This is a genomic window from Microbacterium sp. bgisy207, from assembly GCF_057706855.1.
On record NZ_JBYIPB010000004.1, the window covers coordinates 20,880 to 37,066 of the forward strand.

The 16,187-nt window shown below is 69.5% G+C and carries 16 protein-coding genes; 13 read left to right on the forward strand and 3 right to left on the reverse strand.

The features are described 5' to 3' along the window. Positions 1–28 precede the first annotated feature (28 nt). Positions 29–976: an SDR family NAD(P)-dependent oxidoreductase gene (locus AC3ENO_RS04580; RefSeq protein WP_434969437.1), complete on the reverse strand. Its 948-nt coding sequence runs from the start codon at positions 974–976 to the stop codon at positions 29–31. A 42-nt stretch (positions 977–1,018) separates the two neighbouring features. Between AC3ENO_RS04580 and AC3ENO_RS04585 the strand changes: the two genes are divergently transcribed. Both AC3ENO_RS04585 and AC3ENO_RS04590 read left to right on the forward strand, forming a co-directional pair. After that, a complete protein-coding gene (locus AC3ENO_RS04585) occupies positions 1,019–1,828 on the forward strand; it encodes an HAD-IIA family hydrolase (RefSeq protein ID WP_434969438.1) in 810 nt (269 codons plus the stop codon). Further along, on the forward strand, positions 1,828–2,400 hold the full coding sequence (locus tag AC3ENO_RS04590) for a YdeI/OmpD-associated family protein (RefSeq protein ID WP_434969439.1): 573 nt from the start codon (positions 1,828–1,830) through the stop codon (positions 2,398–2,400). The genes AC3ENO_RS04585 and AC3ENO_RS04590 overlap by 1 nt, the downstream gene beginning before the upstream one ends. Before the next feature lie 122 nt (positions 2,401–2,522). On the opposite strand, the gene pyrE is transcribed toward AC3ENO_RS04590, so the two are convergent. Beyond that, on the reverse strand, positions 2,523–3,116 hold the full coding sequence (pyrE, locus tag AC3ENO_RS04595) for an orotate phosphoribosyltransferase (RefSeq protein ID WP_434969440.1): 594 nt from the start codon (positions 3,114–3,116) through the stop codon (positions 2,523–2,525). Positions 3,117–3,353: 237 nt separating this feature from the next. On the opposite strand from pyrE, the gene AC3ENO_RS04600 reads away from it, so the two are divergent. From AC3ENO_RS04600 to AC3ENO_RS04625, 6 genes are all read left to right on the forward strand, one after another. Then, complete coding sequence (locus tag AC3ENO_RS04600; protein ID WP_434969441.1) at positions 3,354–4,892, forward strand: Re/Si-specific NAD(P)(+) transhydrogenase subunit alpha; 1,539 nt, start codon at positions 3,354–3,356, stop codon at positions 4,890–4,892. Beyond that, the gene (gene pntB, locus AC3ENO_RS04605; RefSeq protein WP_434969442.1) at positions 4,889–6,298 is read left to right on the forward strand and encodes a Re/Si-specific NAD(P)(+) transhydrogenase subunit beta; all 1,410 of its coding nucleotides are present in this window, start codon (positions 4,889–4,891) and stop codon (positions 6,296–6,298) included. The genes AC3ENO_RS04600 and pntB overlap by 4 nt, the downstream gene beginning before the upstream one ends. A gap of 305 nt (positions 6,299–6,603) precedes the next feature. Continuing rightward, positions 6,604–7,461, forward strand: coding sequence for an exodeoxyribonuclease III (locus tag AC3ENO_RS04610; protein WP_434969444.1), 858 nt, complete (start codon positions 6,604–6,606; stop codon positions 7,459–7,461). Positions 7,462–7,500: 39 nt separating this feature from the next. After that, the gene (locus AC3ENO_RS04615; RefSeq protein WP_434969446.1) at positions 7,501–8,685 is read left to right on the forward strand and encodes a type III polyketide synthase; all 1,185 of its coding nucleotides are present in this window, start codon (positions 7,501–7,503) and stop codon (positions 8,683–8,685) included. Next, positions 8,672–9,388 (forward strand): methyltransferase domain-containing protein, encoded by a 717-nt coding sequence (locus AC3ENO_RS04620; protein ID WP_434969447.1) that lies wholly within the window; start codon positions 8,672–8,674, stop codon positions 9,386–9,388. The genes AC3ENO_RS04615 and AC3ENO_RS04620 overlap by 14 nt, the downstream gene beginning before the upstream one ends. 2 nt (positions 9,389–9,390) lie before the next feature. Beyond that, entirely contained in the window at positions 9,391–10,554 is a 1,164-nt protein-coding gene (locus AC3ENO_RS04625) for an FAD-dependent oxidoreductase (protein ID WP_434969629.1), read from the forward strand. Here the strand turns inward: AC3ENO_RS04625 and AC3ENO_RS04630 are convergent. Continuing rightward, complete coding sequence (locus AC3ENO_RS04630; protein ID WP_434969448.1) at positions 10,535–11,398, reverse strand: UbiA family prenyltransferase; 864 nt, start codon at positions 11,396–11,398, stop codon at positions 10,535–10,537. The two genes, AC3ENO_RS04625 and AC3ENO_RS04630, sit on opposite strands and share 20 nt — an antisense overlap. Before the next feature lie 209 nt (positions 11,399–11,607). Here AC3ENO_RS04630 and AC3ENO_RS04635 point away from each other — a divergent pair, with 209 nt between their 5' ends. From AC3ENO_RS04635 to AC3ENO_RS04655, 5 genes are all read left to right on the forward strand, one after another. Then, a complete protein-coding gene (locus AC3ENO_RS04635) occupies positions 11,608–12,858 on the forward strand; it encodes a sensor histidine kinase (RefSeq protein ID WP_434969450.1) in 1,251 nt (416 codons plus the stop codon). Next, a complete protein-coding gene (locus tag AC3ENO_RS04640) occupies positions 12,855–13,496 on the forward strand; it encodes a response regulator (protein ID WP_434969451.1) in 642 nt (213 codons plus the stop codon). The genes AC3ENO_RS04635 and AC3ENO_RS04640 overlap by 4 nt, the downstream gene beginning before the upstream one ends. Positions 13,497–13,602: 106 nt before the next feature. Continuing rightward, positions 13,603–14,487, forward strand: a complete 885-nt coding sequence (locus AC3ENO_RS04645) for an ABC transporter ATP-binding protein (RefSeq protein ID WP_434969452.1) — start codon at positions 13,603–13,605, stop codon at positions 14,485–14,487. Further along, the gene (locus AC3ENO_RS04650; protein WP_434969453.1) at positions 14,484–15,587 is read left to right on the forward strand and encodes an ABC transporter permease; all 1,104 of its coding nucleotides are present in this window, start codon (positions 14,484–14,486) and stop codon (positions 15,585–15,587) included. Before AC3ENO_RS04645 ends, AC3ENO_RS04650 begins: the two co-directional genes overlap by 4 nt. A gap of 84 nt (positions 15,588–15,671) precedes the next feature. Continuing rightward, complete coding sequence (locus AC3ENO_RS04655) at positions 15,672–16,184, forward strand: nitroreductase/quinone reductase family protein (RefSeq protein WP_434969454.1); 513 nt, start codon at positions 15,672–15,674, stop codon at positions 16,182–16,184. The last annotated feature ends 3 nt before the right edge of the window (positions 16,185–16,187 follow it).

Consider the following 16,187-nt stretch of genomic DNA (forward strand, 5'->3'; position numbering starts at 1 on the left):
GCGCGGAGACGGCGCGGCTTTCGACCGGTCAGCGGGCGACGGATGCCGCCGTGAACGGCCACCGGGTGCGCGTCGCGGCTTCGCACGCCTCCCAGATGCGCGAAACGCGCTCGGGGTCGCGCACGATCCGTGGAAGGTGCGCCCGCCGGGGTTCGCCCTTCACGATGTATTGCGGGCCCCAGAACTGCCCACCGGAGATCATGGGGTCGATCAACGCCCGAACAAGAGGCCACGCGCCGTGCTCCTTGGACTGGGTGATCGGCGTCTGCAGATTGTCGATGAAGCGAGTGATCTTGCTGGGCTGATTCACTCCGTGAAGACCCGGCGTGCGACCGCTCGTCGAGTATCCCGGGTGGACGACGACACTGTCGACGGGAACGCCGTGCTCCCGCAGTCGCCGATCGGCTTCCAGACCGAGGGCGGTCGTGACGACCTTGGACTGCACGTACGCGCGCCACGCGGAGTAACCCTCGGTCAGCTGCAGATCGGCGGGGTCGTACGGCGTCAGGGAGATCGACATGCTGCCCAGCCACACCATCCGACCGCCGGATCGTGCCAGCGGCACAAGGAGCTCCCCCGCGAGCGCGAAGTGGCCCAGGGCGTTGGTCGCGAGCACGATCTCGTTGCCGTCCGGGGTCGTCTCTCGACGCCGGGGCGGATGCACGATCCCGGCGTTCAACAGGACGCCGTCCAGCGGCCCGCGAGTGCGCAGGGAAGCCGCGGCAGAACGGATCGACCCGGGCTTTGCCGTATCGATGATCAGCGACTCGATGTCAGCGCCAGGAACCCGACCGGCAAGTGTGGCCCGTGCGGCCGAGAGGCGCTTCGGGTTTCGGCCGGACATGATGACGCGGGCCCCGGCCCTCGCGAGTTGCTCGCTGGCGAAGTACCCGAGCCCGGCGTTCGAGCCCGTGACGAGGTAGGACTGCCCGGACAGATCGGGCAGCGACTCGGGGTCCCACCGCGTACGCGCCACGAGATCGACACTAGACCTCCGCGGGCGGGATACGCTGTGGCCATGCGGACCCGGGCAGACGTGGAATGCTGGCTCACCGACATGGACGGCGTGCTCGTCCATGAGAACATCCCCGTTCCCGGCGCCGCGGAGGTGATCGAGCGGTGGCGCGAGCAGGGAGTGCCCTTCCTGGTGCTCACGAACAACTCGATCTTCACGCCGCGCGATCTGAGCGCGCGACTGCGGGCATCCGGCCTGGTCGTCCCCGAAGAGGCGATCTGGACATCCGCCCTGGCGACGGCTGACTTCTTGCGCGGGCAGGCACCCGGGGCATCCGCGTTCGTCATCGGCGAGGCGGGGCTGACCACCGCACTTCACGAGGCGGGGTTCATCATGACCGAGAACGACCCCGACTACGTCGTCGTCGGCGAAACCCGCAACTACTCGTTCGAGGCGATCACGAAGGCGATCCGTGCGATCGCGAACGGCGCCCGCTTCATCGCCACCAACCCCGATGCCACCGGTCCCTCCGCGGAGGGACTGCTGCCGGCCACCGGCGCGATCACCGCGCTCATCACGAAAGCCACCGGCAAAGAGCCCTACGTCGTCGGCAAGCCCAACCCGATGATGTTCCGTTCCGCTCTCAACCGCATCGGTGCGCACTCGGAATCGACAGGGATGATCGGCGACCGAATGGACACCGACATCGTCGCGGGCATCGAGGCGGGTCTTCACACGGTGCTCGTCCTCACCGGTATCAGCGACCCGGCCGAGGTGGAGCGATTCCCCTTCCGACCGGACGAGATCCTGGAGTCGATCGCCGAACTGCTTCCCGCGGGCCCGGAGGAGACCGAGTTTCCCGAGGGGCTGTGATGGGTGCTCTCGACGAGGGCGAGCGGGTCGAAGCGACGGATGCCGCGGCGTGGCGCGCCTGGCTCGCGGCACACCACCAGTCCTCGACAGGCGCCTGGCTCGTGCGCGCCCGCCCCGGTTCCGGCCTCTCGTTCGTCGAGTACGAAGACGCGATCCGGCACGCGCTCTGTTTCGGGTGGATCGACGGCCCCGTCCGGGTGTTCGACGAGGAGCGCAGCGGGTTGTGGTTCGCTCCTCGGCGTCCCGGGAGCGGGTGGGCCGCGACGAACAAGGCCAGGATCGAGATCCTCGAGGCCGAAGGAATCATGGCCGAGGCCGGCATCCGTGCGGTCGAGGCCGCGAAGGCCAACGGCACCTGGAGCGTGCTCGACGAGGCTGAGGCCGGCATCGATCCGGATGATCTCGTGGCTGCGCTGGATGCGAATCCTCGGGCTCGCGCGAACTGGGATGCCTTCCCGCTGTCTGCCCGGAAGTACGGGCTCCAGCAGATCGCGCTCGCCAAGCGTCCGCAGACCCGCGCGGCGCGCATTGCGAAGATCGTCGCCGGCGCGGCAGAGGGGAGGCGTCCGTGAACGAGTTCGAACAGTCATTGCTGCTGTGGACGTCGCTGATCATCATCAGCGGCGCGCTCGTCGTTGCGGTGTGGCAGTGGTGGCGCAGCCGCGGCGGCTCCGGCTCCGACGACTAACCCCGGCTACTGCGGCTGGAGGCCGAGATCGTCGAGGTCGATGGCGGCGAGCCAGGTGAGTCCGGCATCCTCGATCGCCTGCTGTGCGCCGGTCTTGCGGTCGACGATCACCGCGACGGCGACCGGCTCCGCACCCTCGCGCCGCAACGCCTCGACCGCCTTGAGCGCGGACTGTCCCGTCGTCGAGGTGTCCTCGAGCACGACCACGCGCTTGCCGACGACATCTGCCCCCTCGACCTGGCGGCCCCGGCCGTGGTCCTTGGGTTCCTTGCGCACCACGAACGCGTCGAGCGGATGGTCCGTTCCGACGGATGCGTGCATGACGGCGTTCGCGATCGGATCGGCGCCGAGAGTGAGACCGCCGACTGCCACGACGGTGTCGGCATCCGAACCCAGTCCGGTGCGCACGAGATCGAGCATGATCCGGCCGATCGCGGGTGCCGCCCGGTGATCGAGCGTGAGCTTGCGCATGTCGACGTAGTAGGACGCCTTCTTGCCGCTCGAGAGCGTGAAGTCCCCGTGGAAGACGGCTTCGGCGCCGATCAGGGCGATGAGCGCTTGACGATCGGCTTCGAGTTCGGGCGTGGAAGAGGCGGTCACAGCCTGAGTCTAGGAAAGAACGGGCGATATTTCCGAGACGGATGCCGACAGAGTGCGGCGCCGGATCCCTAGATTGGTGTCACTCGGATCCGGCCTCATCGCCGAGGACCATGGTCCCGGCTCCGCGCGGAGCCCGCCGATAGAGTCGGCCCCGCGCGGAGCCCGCCTCGGACCCGCGCGGCGCCTGCCCCAGGAGAGAGCCGCGAAGCCCGCCCGCAGAAGCAAGGGAGTGCGTACATGACCCGCATCGGCATCGTCGCGGAGCGCGACGGCGAGACCCGCGTCGCCCTCACTCCACCCACCGTTTCGCGCCTGCTCGCCCTCGGCTACGACGTCGTCGTCGAAGCGGGCGCGGGCGCGGCTTCCGCCTTCCCCGACACCGCCTACACGGATGCCGGAGCCGACGTGACAGACCGTGCCGGCGCCTGGGGCGCCGACGTGGTCGTGACCGTGACGGCGCCGGGCCCCGACGAGGTCGCCCTCCTGCGAGACGGGGCGACGGTGATCGGGATGCTCGCACCCGCCTTCCGGCCCGAGATCCGCGAGTCGCTGGCCACGCGCGGCATCACGGCGCTGTCCCTGGATGCCGTCCCGCGCATCTCCCGCGCCCAGTCGATGGACGTGCTCAGCTCGATGGCGAACATCTCGGGCTACCGCGCCGTCGTCGAGGCCGCCAACGAGTTCGGCCGCTTCTTCACCGGGCAGGTGACGGCAGCCGGAAAGGTGCCGCCCGCGAAGGTGCTCGTCGCGGGCGCGGGCGTCGCGGGGCTCGCCGCGATCGGCACCGCCGCGAGCCTGGGCGCGATCGTGCGCGCGACCGACCCGCGCCCCGAGGTCGCCGATCAGGTGAAGTCGGTCGGCGGCGAGTACCTCCCTGTCGAGGTCGACGAGGTCATGGAGTCCTCGGACGGCTATGCCAAGGCCACGAGCGAGGCCTACGACAGGCGCGCGGCAGAGATCTACACCGAACAGGCCGCGGATGTCGACATCATCATCACGACGGCGCTCATCCCGGGGCGAGCGGCGCCGCGACTGATCACGGCATCCGACGTCGCACGGATGAAGCCGGGCAGCGTCATCGTCGACATGGCCGCCGCGCAGGGCGGCAACGTCGAAGGCTCGATCGCCGGCGAGCGGGTCGTGACCGACAACGGCGTCGTGATCCTCGGGTACACCGATCTGGCCGGACGGCTGCCCGCGCAGGCGTCGCAGCTGTACTCGACGAACCTCTACAACCTCATCGCTCTGCTCACTCCCGGCAAGGACGGGGTCCTCACGATCGACGTCGACGATGTCGTGCAGCGCGGCGTGATGATCGTGCGAGACGGGGAGTCGACGTGGCCGCCACCGCCGGTGCAGGTCTCGGCAGCGCCGAAGCCCGTGGCCGCGGCGCCGGTCGAGCCTCCCGCGCCCAAGACGGCTCCGGCCTGGCGGACCCCGGTGCTGCTCGGCGCTGCCGCCGTGCTGCTGTTCGTCGTGACCGCGGTCGCGCCCGCACCGATCCCGCAGCACTTCACGGTGCTGGTGCTGTCGATCATCATCGGCTTCTTCGTGATCGGAAAGGTCCACCACGCCTTGCACACCCCGCTCATGAGCGTCACGAACGCGATCTCGGGCATCATCGTCGTCGGCGCGATGCTGCAGCTCGCGTCGGGGGTGCTCGTCGTGCAGATCCTCGCCGCGGTCGCCGTTCTTCTGGCGAGCATCAACATCTTCGGAGGCTTCGCCGTGACCCGACGCATGCTCGCGATGTTCTCGAAAGGTGAGACCCGATGACCGGGTCGGTTGCGGCATCCGTCGCCGGCGCCGCGTACCTCGTCGCCGCGCTGCTGTTCATTCTCAGCCTCCACGGCCTGAGCAAGCACGAGACCGCCCGCCGCGGCGTCGCCTTCGGGATCGGCGGCATGGTCATCGCGATCGCCGCGACCGTGTGGCTGACGGTCGAACAGCTGTGGGGCCAGCCGCAGGCGACGATGGGGCTCGTTCTGCTGGTGGTCGCCGTCCTCGTCGGCGGGTCGATCGGCCTGTGGCGCGCACGCGTGGTCGAGATGACGGGGATGCCCGAGCTCATCGCTCTGCTGCACAGCTTCGTGGGCCTCGCCGCCGTCATCGTCGGCTGGAACGGCGCTCTGGACCCCGGGCACATCGGCGGCGCCCTGCTCGGCATCCATCACGCCGAAGTGTTCATCGGGGTCTTCATCGGTGCCGTCACCTTCACGGGATCGATCGTCGCGTTCCTCAAGCTCTCGGCGCGGATCTCGTCCACGCCGCTCATGCTCCCGGGCAAGAACGTCCTCAACCTCGGCGCGCTGGTCGCGTTCGTCGGCCTGACGGTCTGGTACGTCATCACCCCCGAGCTGTGGCTGCTGATCGTCGTGACGATCCTCGCCCTGCTGCTGGGCTGGCACCTCGTGGCCTCGATCGGCGGCGGCGACATGCCCGTCGTCGTCTCGATGCTCAACAGCTACTCGGGCTGGGCGGCTGCCGCAGCGGGCTTCATCCTGAGCAACGACCTGCTGATCGTCACCGGCGCGCTCGTCGGGTCCTCGGGCGCCTACCTGTCGTACATCATGTGCCGCGCGATGAACCGCTCGTTCATCTCCGTCATCGCCGGCGGGTTCGGTATCGAAGCTCCCCGGGCGACGGATGCCGAGACCGGCGAACACCGCGAGATCGACGTCACCGGAGCCGCGGAGCTGCTCGCCGACGCCGACCGCGTCATCATCACCCCCGGCTACGGGATGGCGGTCGCGCAGGCGCAGTACCCCGTCGCCGAGCTCACGTCGCGGCTGCGTGAGCGGGGCGTGGACGTGCGCTTCGGCATCCATCCGGTCGCCGGGCGCCTCCCGGGCCACATGAACGTGCTGCTGGCAGAGGCCAAGGTTCCCTACGACATCGTGTTCGAGATGGACGAGATCAACGACGACTTCGCCGAGACGGCCGTCGTCCTGGTCATCGGCGCGAACGACACCGTCAACCCCGCCGCCGCCGAAGATCCCGGCAGCCCCATCGCCGGGATGCCGGTGCTGCGGGTGTGGGAGGCCGACAACGTCATCGTGTTCAAGCGGTCGATGGCCTCGGGCTACGCCGGGGTGCAGAACCCGCTGTTCTTCCGCGAGAACGCGCAGATGCTCTTCGGCGACGCCAAGGAGAGGGTCGAGCAGATCCTGCGCGAGCTCTAGGCGCAGCATCCGCCGCCCCGGCACGGCCGCACCTGCCCAGCCCCAGCCGCACAACGACAGGGATCTGAACAACAACGGATGCCTCGCGCGAATGCATCCGCGGTTGTGCGGATCTCCGGGGTACGGCGCCGCCCGGCCCGCACGCACCACAGCGGGACCCAGCCCGGCCCAGCCGGCACCACAGCAGGGATCTGCACAACCACAGATGCTCCGCCCACATCTGCCCGTGGTTGTGCAGATCGCCGCGGCTGTGTGCCTCCCGACCCGGCGCGTGGCGCGTCGGCGGGCGACCCTAGGCTGGGATCATGCGTGTTGCCACCTGGAACGTGAACTCGGTCCGCGCCCGTGTCGACCGGATCGTCGACTTCGCCGTGCGCGAGGACATCGACGTGCTCGCAATGCAAGAGATCAAGTGCAAGGTGGAGCAATTCCCCTTCGAGCAGTTCGAACAGGCCGGGTTCCACGTCGAAGCACACGGGTTCTCCCAGTGGAACGGGGTCGCGATCGCCAGCCGCTCGCGACCCACCGAGGTGGAGACGTCCTTTCCCGCGATGCCGGGGTTCGCTAAGGGTCACGAGGGTCCGGATGCGCCGCAGGAGGCCCGGGCGATCGGAGCGACGATCGACGGCGTCCGGGTATGGAGCCTGTACGTGCCCAACGGCCGCGCCCTCGAGGACCCCCACTACGTCTACAAGCTCCACTGGCTCGACGCCCTCCGCGAATACGCGGCGCGCACGCTCTCCGCTGAACCGGATCTGCCCCTTGCCCTGGTGGGCGACTTCAACATCGCCCCGACGGATGCCGACAACGGCGATCCCGCGGTCATCGAAGGGTTCTCGACCCACGTCTCGGGGCCGGAGCGTGACGCGTTCGCTGCGCTCGAGAACGCCGGACTCACCGACGTCGTGCGGCCACTCGTGCCGACGGGGTTCACGTACTGGGATTACAAGCAGCTGCGGTTCCCGCGCAACGAAGGCATGCGCATCGACTTCATCCTCGGTTCGCGCGCGTTCGCGGATGCCGTCACGGATGCCGCGATTCACCGCAACGAGCGCAAGGGCGAAGCCCCGAGCGACCACGTGCCCGTCGTCGTGGACCTCGACCGATCACGACTGGGACTGAGCGCCCCCGAGGACGACGACCGCCCGATGATCTTCGGCTGACCCGGCCCTCGAGGGGCACCCGGAGCCTAGGGTGAGTGCATGGGAGTCCAGCTCATCGGCATCGGCACGGCGGTGCCGGAATTCGCGCTCTCCCAGACCCAGGTGCGGGATCTCTTCCTTGCCCAACCGGATGTCGCGCCGCTGACGGCCCGGATCATCCGCGCTGCCTACGACGGGTCGGCCATCGACCGGCGTCACACGGTCATCGATGATCTCGCCGGCGGCGACGGGATCTTCATCGACGCGGAGCATGGCGCGGTCCGCAGCCCGGGGACCGCCGCACGCAACGAGCGGTACGCGCGGGAAGCGCCGCGGCTTTCCGAGACCGCCGCCCGGCGCGCACTGCGCAGCGCGGGAGTGGAACCGAGCGAGATCACGCACGTCGTCACGGCCAGCTGCACGGGCTTCTACGCACCCGGACCGGAGTACCGACTGGTGCGCGACCTCGCGCTCGATCCGACCGTGGAGCGCGAGCACATCGGGTTCATGGGGTGCGCTGCGGCGATTCCCGCGCTGCGATCGGCGTGGCGCATCTGTACCGCAGACCCCACCGCAACCGTGCTCGTCGCCTGCGCCGAAGTGTGTTCCATCCACATCCGCTCCTCACCCGACCCGGACCAGATCGTGGCCTCCGCGGTCTTCGCGGACGGCGCGGCGGCGGCGGTCGTCACCGCGCGCGAGGCCCGGTTCGACGGCGGCGAGGGTGCTGGGCCGTCGCCGGACCGTCCGTCCTGGGCTCTCGAACTGACCGGCTTCACCACCGCGCTGACCACCGACGGTGAGCAGGACATGGCATGGATCATCGGGGACCACGGCTTCGAGATGACGCTCACCGGCAACGTACCCCGCATCGTCGGACGAGAGGTGCAGGCCGCGCTCGCACCCGTGCTCGAGCGCGTGGGGACCGTCGACCAGTGGGTGGTCCACCCGGGAGGCCGGAGCATCCTCGATCGGTTCGAGCAGGCTATGCAGCTCGACGAGGGCGCCCTGCAGCGGTCCCGACGGATTCTGCGCGACTACGGCAACATGTCCTCGGCCACCGTGCTCTTCATCCTCGCGGATCTCCTGCGCGACCCGACCGCGGCTCACGACGAGCGGGTACTTGTCACCGCCTTCGGCCCCGGCCTGGCGGTCGAGACGGCAACGGCGCGCGTCGTCCCGCGTCGGTCTGCGGACGCTGCGGTCGCCTCGCGCGAGAGGCAGGCTCCCGGTGCGGGTTCGTGATGAGGCTCTGCGGGAGCTGATGGACGATCCCGCCTGCGACGAGGACAGGCTGCGACGCACGGTACGTCGCTTCGGGCTCGTGAACCGCGCGGTCTCGGGCTGGGGAAGGATCTACGCCACGCACCTGCGTCCCTTCCTCCGCGCCCGGAGCGCCAGCCCGCGCCCGCGGCCGACCCGCCTCGTCGATGTCGGCTGCGGAGGCGGCGACGTCGCGCTCGGGATTGCCCGACGCGCTCGTCGAGACGGCTTCGCCGTGGAGGTCGTGGGAATCGATCCCGACCCGCGGTGCCTCGCCATCGCGCTGTCGCGTCCCCGTGAACCCGGGGTGAGCTTTCGCAGCGCGTACGCAGCCGACCTCGTCGACGCGGGCGAGCGGTTCGACGTGGTCGTCTCCAACCATGTGCTTCATCACCTCAGCGCGGAGCAGCTGACCGAGCTGTTCCGGCATTCGGAGGCGCTGGGCGCCGATCTGGCGTTGCACAACGACATCGCACGAAGCCGCATGGCGTGGAGCCTCTACGCGGTGGGGTCACTGCCACTGACGCCCGGGACGTTTCTCCTCACCGACGGGCTCCGCTCGATCCGCCGTTCCTACACCGTCGGCGAGTTGCAGCACGAGGTTCCGCCGGGCTGGACCGTCACGGCTCCCGCGCCGTTCCGTGTCCTCGCCACCCGCCGGATCGAGACGCCGACCATCCGGTGACCATGCGCGTCGTGATCGTCGGGGCCGGGCCGGTGGGCTCGCTTCTGGCCGCCGAACTCGCCCGGCTCGGGGTCGAGCACCTCACCCTCGAAGCGCGAGCCACCCCCGGCGCAGGCACTCGCGCGATCGGCATCCATTCGGCCGCGCTGCGCGCGATGTCCCCGTCCGGCGCGACGGACCGCATTCTCGACCGGGCCCTGCGCGTGAGCGAGGGTGAGGCACGGATCGACGGCAGAACCATCGCGACCATCCGCTTCGACCGCGCCCGCACGGGGTCGCTCGCGTCCTTTCCCTTCGTTGCGACCCTGCCGCAGGAGGCCACAGAAGCGGCGATCGCGGCAACGGCAGCCTCCCACGGCGCCGTCGAGCCGCAGCGCGGATGCCGGGTCACGCGGGTGATCGACGACGGACCGTCATGCCGGGTGGTCACCGACCGGGGCGATGTGCGCGGCGATGTTGTCGTGATCGCGGCGGGATCGCGGTCCCGCAGCATCAGCGACCTCACCCACGACGGACGGCGCCGCGCCTATCCGGACCGCTACGTGATGGCCGACGTGCGAGACGACACCGGCGAGGGACCCCGTGCGATCGTCCACCTGCACCGGGACGGCGTGCTCGAGTCCTTTCCCCTCCCGGGCGGGCTTCGTCGATTCGTCGCCTGGCACCGTCCACGACCGCCCGAGTCCTCGCTGGAGGACGCCGATGCCCTGCGAGCCGCGCTGACCGTCCGCGCGGGCGTGGCCGCCGACGGGGTTGCGACCGCGACGGGCTTCGGTGTCGGACGTTTCACGGCCCGCCGGATGCACCGCGGTCGGGTGTTCGCGATCGGCGACGCCGCCCATGAAGTGAGCCCCATCGGCGGTCAGGGACTGAACCTGGGCCTCATCGACGCCGCGACGCTCGCGCCCCTCCTGGCGGACTGGGGCAGAACCGGACAGCCGCCGCCGCAGCTGTCCGCGTGGGAGCGACGGAGGCGAGACGCCGCCCGGACCGCATCCCGAATCGCTGCGCTCAACACCGTCGCGGGACGTGGGCACGGCAGCCTCGGCGCGGCGGCGCGACATGCAGGCATCCGTCTCGCGCCGGCGCGGCTCCTCGCGCACGCGTACGGGATGGGTTTCGATCCGGATGCCAGGGAAGGCAGTCTTACGCCGCAAACGCGGTGACGACCAACTGCGCGGCAAGAATCAGCCCTGCCACCATCACCAGGCGAAAGACCATGCGGTCGGGTGTGCGGAGTGCCCGAATCAGCCCCGCGATCGCGCACGCCACAACGCTTACCGACGCGACGAGGGCCACGACGATCGGCGTCGTCCCGACCGAGCCTACGAAGACGACGACGGTCCCTCCCACGACGGCAGCGAAGGCCGCGACTGCGCTCGGGGTGGCACCCAGCCGGTGGCCGAGCCCGCGCACCCCCGTCGCCTCATCGTCGGCAAGATCCGGGAGGACATTGGTCAGGTGAACGGCGATGCCCAGGAGCGCTCCGGCCGCACTCTGCCACCAGGGAGCCATCATGGGCACGGGCCCTGCCAGTGTCGCGAGCGAGGGCAGGATGCCGAAACTCACGGCGAACGGGATCACCGATGCCGCCGTGAACTTCAGCCACGCGTTGTAGGCCCACGCCGATGCCAGGGCGATGACGTGCGCGACACAGAACTGCCATCCGATGACGGCCGAGACAACCACCGCGAGAGACAGCGCCACACCGGCCGCTGCGGCGACCACTCTGCGCGAAATCGCGCCCGCCGCGATCGGCTTGTCACGGCGCCCGATGGCGATATCGCGCTCGGCATCGATGGCGTCGTTGGACCACCCGACCGACAGTTGCCCGAGAAGCACAGCCGCGACCGTCAGAGCGACCCGGTCGACCCCGATACCTGCGGCGATGGCGAGCAACCCGGCAAGGACGGTGACAACGACCGTGGGACCCGGATGGGAACACGCCACCAGCGCACGAATCCGGCTCGTGACAAGTACGGCATCCGCGGGAGTCTGCCGGCGCGCCATGACCTCACCCTACGCGCCAGACCGCGGCATCCCGTGACCCGATGCATCCAGCGAAGCAGCCAGCGAAGCAGCCATATTTCGCCGATGCAGCCGGCAGCGCGGGCTGGTTCAGCGAGCGCGGGCTGGTTCGGCGAAGGGCGCGCGAGGCGCGCGGCAGGCTCCGCCGCGAGACGGATGTGCTGTGGCGCAGGGCGACGTAGCGTGGATGGGTGGGTGAACCTGTGCGCGCGACCCCCTGGTGGGTTCCGATCCGAGGAGATGTGTGGCTGGCTGCCGCGCTGTTCGTCACGGCGGTGCTCAGCACGGCACTGGGGGCGGTCGCGGGGATCTACAACTCGCAAGAGGTCGACCTTCGCGTCGCCCTGCTGTACGCGTTCGGCCTGACGGCTCCCCTGGCGTGGCGCAGGCGCCTGCCCGGCACCACCGCCGTCGTCGTATCGCTCGCGCTCTTCCTGGGCATGACGGCCCGCGTTCCCGAGCTCTACGTGGGAAACGTCGCCGTCTTCATCGGCTTCTACACCGTCGGAGCCTGGGTCGACGATCGAAAGCGCGCGTTTCTCGTGCGCGCCGCGATCATCGTCGGCATGTTCACCTGGCTGACGGTGTCGATGTTCATCGACGCCACAGCCCCCACCGACGAAGGCCTGTCGCGCGCGGGGCTGTTCTCGCCCTACGTCGCGTTCATGCTCATCCAGTTCTTGATCAATGTCGCCTTCTTCGGCGGCGCGTACTACTTCGGCGATCGCACCTACGAATCTCGTCGACAGCGCGACATGCTCGCCGAGCGCACCGTCGAGCTCGAACGGGAGCGCGAGACCACCGCGGCGCAGGCAGTCGCGCTGGACCGGGTGCGCATCGCCCGGGAACTGCACGACGTGGTCGCCCACCACGTCTCGGCGATGGGGGTGCAGGCGGGCGCCGCGAGGACGGTGTGGGACACGAACCCGGATGCCGCGCGCCGCGCCCTCGGGGACATCGAGCAGGCCGCACGGGAAGCACTGAGTGAGCTGCGTCAGCTGCTCGAGACCCTTCGTACACCGGTCGACGACGACCCGAGCGATGCATCGACGGTGGGCCTGGACGCCCTGCCGGGTCTGGTCGCGCATGCCTGCGAGAACGGACTGCCGACGACCCTGACGATCGTGGGCGAACCCGTCACGGTGTCTCCGACCGTGCAGGTCAACGCGTTTCGGATCGCACAGGAGGCGCTCACGAACGCGAGGCGCCATGGCGGCCCGGATGCCGAGGCTGATGTGCGCGTGCGGTATCTGCCCGACGCGCTGGAGGTGGAGATCGTGAACTCGGGTCGATCCGCACTGACCCACCAGGGGGGCCTGGGGCTCATCGGCATGCGCGAGCGGGCCGCCGCGTCCGGCGGGTCGATCGAGATCTCACCCCGCCGGGAGGGCGGCTTCCTCGTGCGTCTCACCGTGCCGCGACACGAGCGGGCCCGCGCATGAGCGTACGAGTGCTGCTGGCCGACGACCACGCCCTGATGCGAGCCGGGTTCCGCCTCATCCTGGACAGCGCGGCCGACATCGAGGTCATCGGCGAAGCCGCCACCGGAGAAGAGGCCGTGCGGTTGGCGCATGAACGTGCACCGGATGTCATCTGCATGGACGTGCAGATGCCAGGCGGCGGCGGGCTGGCGGCGACACGGGAGATCGTCGCCGACCCCGCGCTGCAGTGCGCTGTCGTGATCGTCACGACCTTCGACCGCGACGATTACCTGTTCGAGGCGCTCGAGGCCGGTGCGAGCGGCTTCCTGCTCAAGAACGCCGCTCCGGAGGACCTCCAGTCCGCGGTGCGGGTCGCCGCCGCAGGAGACGCGCTCCTGGCACCCGAGGTCACTCGCCGAGTCATCGCCCGGTTCGCCGCGGCCCCGGCCCCGCAGCCCGCTCCGACCACCGACCTCACCGACCGCGAGTCCGAGGTGCTGCGGCTCATGGCGCAGGCCATGAGCAACGCCGAGATCGCCGCGCACCTGGTCATCGGGGAGGCGACAGTCAAGACGCACGTTTCGAACGTGCTACTCAAGCTCGGCGTGAGAGACCGCGTCGCCGCCGTGGTCTACGCCTACCGCCACGGGCTCGCGTGAGCGCGGGCACGCTCCCCCTCACGGCGGATGCGGCGTCCCCGTCCCACGGGGGATGTGGGAGCTGTCGAGCTTTTCTAGCCTGAAGAGACCGAGTGAGAGGAGCAGCATGCTCGAGTTGTCGCACGTGACCAAGAGCTATGGCGCGCACCGTGTCCTGAACGATCTGTCGTTCACCGTCAGTCCCGGCCGGTTGACCGGCTTCGTTGGGGGGAACGGGGCGGGGAAGACCACGACGATGCGCATCATCCTGGGGGTGCTTGCCAAGGATGAGGGCTCCGTGACCATCGACGGAGCGGAGCTGACACCGGCCGACCGCCGCCGATTCGGGTACATGCCTGAGGAGCGCGGCCTGTATCCCAAGATGAAGGTCGGCGAACACATCACCTACCTCGCTCGGCTCCACGGGTTCGACAAGAGCGACGCTCAGGCCCGGGCAACCGACCTGCTCGAGCAGCTGGGGCTGGGCGAGCGATTGAACGATACCGTCGAGAAGCTCTCGCTCGGAAACCAGCAGCGAGCGCAGATCGCCGCCGCTCTCGTGCACGAACCCGACGTCCTCATTCTCGATGAACCGTTCTCGGGCCTCGATCCGCTCGCCGTGGATGTGGTCGCCGACGTCCTGCACCGGCGCGCCGCGTCCGGTGTCTCCGTGCTGTTCTCGTCCCACCAGCTCGATGTCGTCGAGCGCCTCTGCGATGACATCGTCATCATCGCCGGTGGCGAGATCCGCGCCGCCGGGAGCAGCGAGCGTCTGCGCCACGAACACTCCGGGCACCGCTACGAACTGCGCAGCGCGGGCGACCTCGGCTGGCTGCGGGCGGAGCCGGGAGTCACGGTCGTCGAGTTCGAGGGCGGAAACGCCCTGTTCGATGCGAGGGAGGATGCGGACGCACAGCGGGTGCTGCAGCGCGCCGTCGCCGAGGCGCGCGTCGACCGATTCGCCCCCGTCCGCCCGACGCTCGCGCAGATCTTCAAGGAGGTCATCCAGTGAACACCGCCACACCGACATCCGCGCCCCGCGGATTCCAGAGCGTCTGGCTCGTCGCCGAGCGGGAGGTCGGGTCCAAACTCCGCAGCCGCGCCTTCGTGATCTCCACCGTGATCACACTGCTCATCGCCCTCGCCGCCGTGATCTGGGGCGGCTTTTCCGCGGGCAACCCTTCGGCGACGCAGGTCGCGGTGACCTCGGCGACGGCATCCGCCGTTGAACAGGTACCCGGCGTCGAGGTCACCCAGGTTGCGGACCGTGAGGCCGCCGAGGCACTCGTGCGCAGCGGTGAGGTCAGCGCCGCCGTCGTCGAAGACACGTCGACACCGGTCGGGATGCTGATCATTGCCGCGGACTCCGCGCCGACCATGCTGGTGATGGGACTGTCGGTGTCCCCGCCCGTCGAGCTGCTCGAACCGGCAACGGTCGACTTCGCGCTACGGTACTTCGTCTCGATCGGGTTCGGGATCGTGTTCCTGCTGGCGGCGTCGCTGTTCGGTGGGACGATCGCCCAGAGCGTCGTCGAAGAGAAGCAGACCCGTGTCGTCGAGTTGCTCCTCTCGGCCGTGCCGGCCCGTGCCCTGCTCGCGGGCAAGATCATCGGCAACACGATCCTCGCGATGGCTCAGATCCTGCTCCTGGCGGCGATCGCCGTCGTGGGCTTGATCGTGACCGGACAAAGCGCCGTGCTCCAGGGGCTCGGTGCCCCGATCGCCTGGTTCGCGATCTTCTTCCTGTTCGGGTTCGTGCTCCTGGCCGCGCTCTTCGCGGCGGCAGGCTCGCTCGTGTCCCGGATGGAGGACATCGGCTCGACGACCGCCCCGCTGACGATGCTCATCATGGCGCCGTACTTCCTGGTGATCTTCTTCAACGACAACCCCGTCGTTCTCACTGTGATGTCGTACGTGCCGTTCTCGGCGCCCGTCGGCATGCCGCTGCGCCTCTACCTGGGCGAAGCCCAGTGGTGGGAGCCGATCCTGTCTCTCGTGATCCTGATCGCCACGTGCGTCGGGGCGATCATGCTGGCCGCCAAGATCTACGAGCGCTCGATCCTGCGGATGGGCGCGCGGGTCTCCTGGCGCGACGCCCTCAAGGCTGCGTGATCACCCGCCGGTCCCGCTCCGCTATCGGGGCGGGACCGGCGCCGGTAGCGTGTGAGTCACGAAGATCCGACGGATGGAGTCCTCATGACACGCGCCACCGGAATCGTCCTCATCGTGCTCGGCGCGTTCGCCGTGCTCCTGGCAGCGGCAGGAGGCACCTTCATCGTCTTGATGCGCCGACGCGATAGGCGCTTCATCCGCCGCCTCACGCGACTGCAGCGCGATGTCGTGAACCCGAGCGTGCTCAAGACAGCGGGCACGAGCGGGCAGCGCACAGCCGTGATCGAGACCGTCGGTCGGCGCTCGGGCACACGGTACGAGACGCCGATCTCGCCGGTCGAGGATGGCGACGGCTGGTGCGTCGCGCTGGTGTATGGCCCCGAGACGTCCTGGGCCAAGAACGCCGTCGCCGCCGGGGAAGCTGTCCTTCGCATCGACGGCCACCGCCACCGCGTGGACCGGCTCGAGATCGTTCCGATCGGTCAGACGACGCTGGGGACCGAGCAGCCGGGCCTCATGTCGCTGTTTCGGGTCGAGCAGGCGATGCGGATGCGGGATGCCGGCGTCATCGACGCGGAGCGGGCCACGGCAGACTGAGGC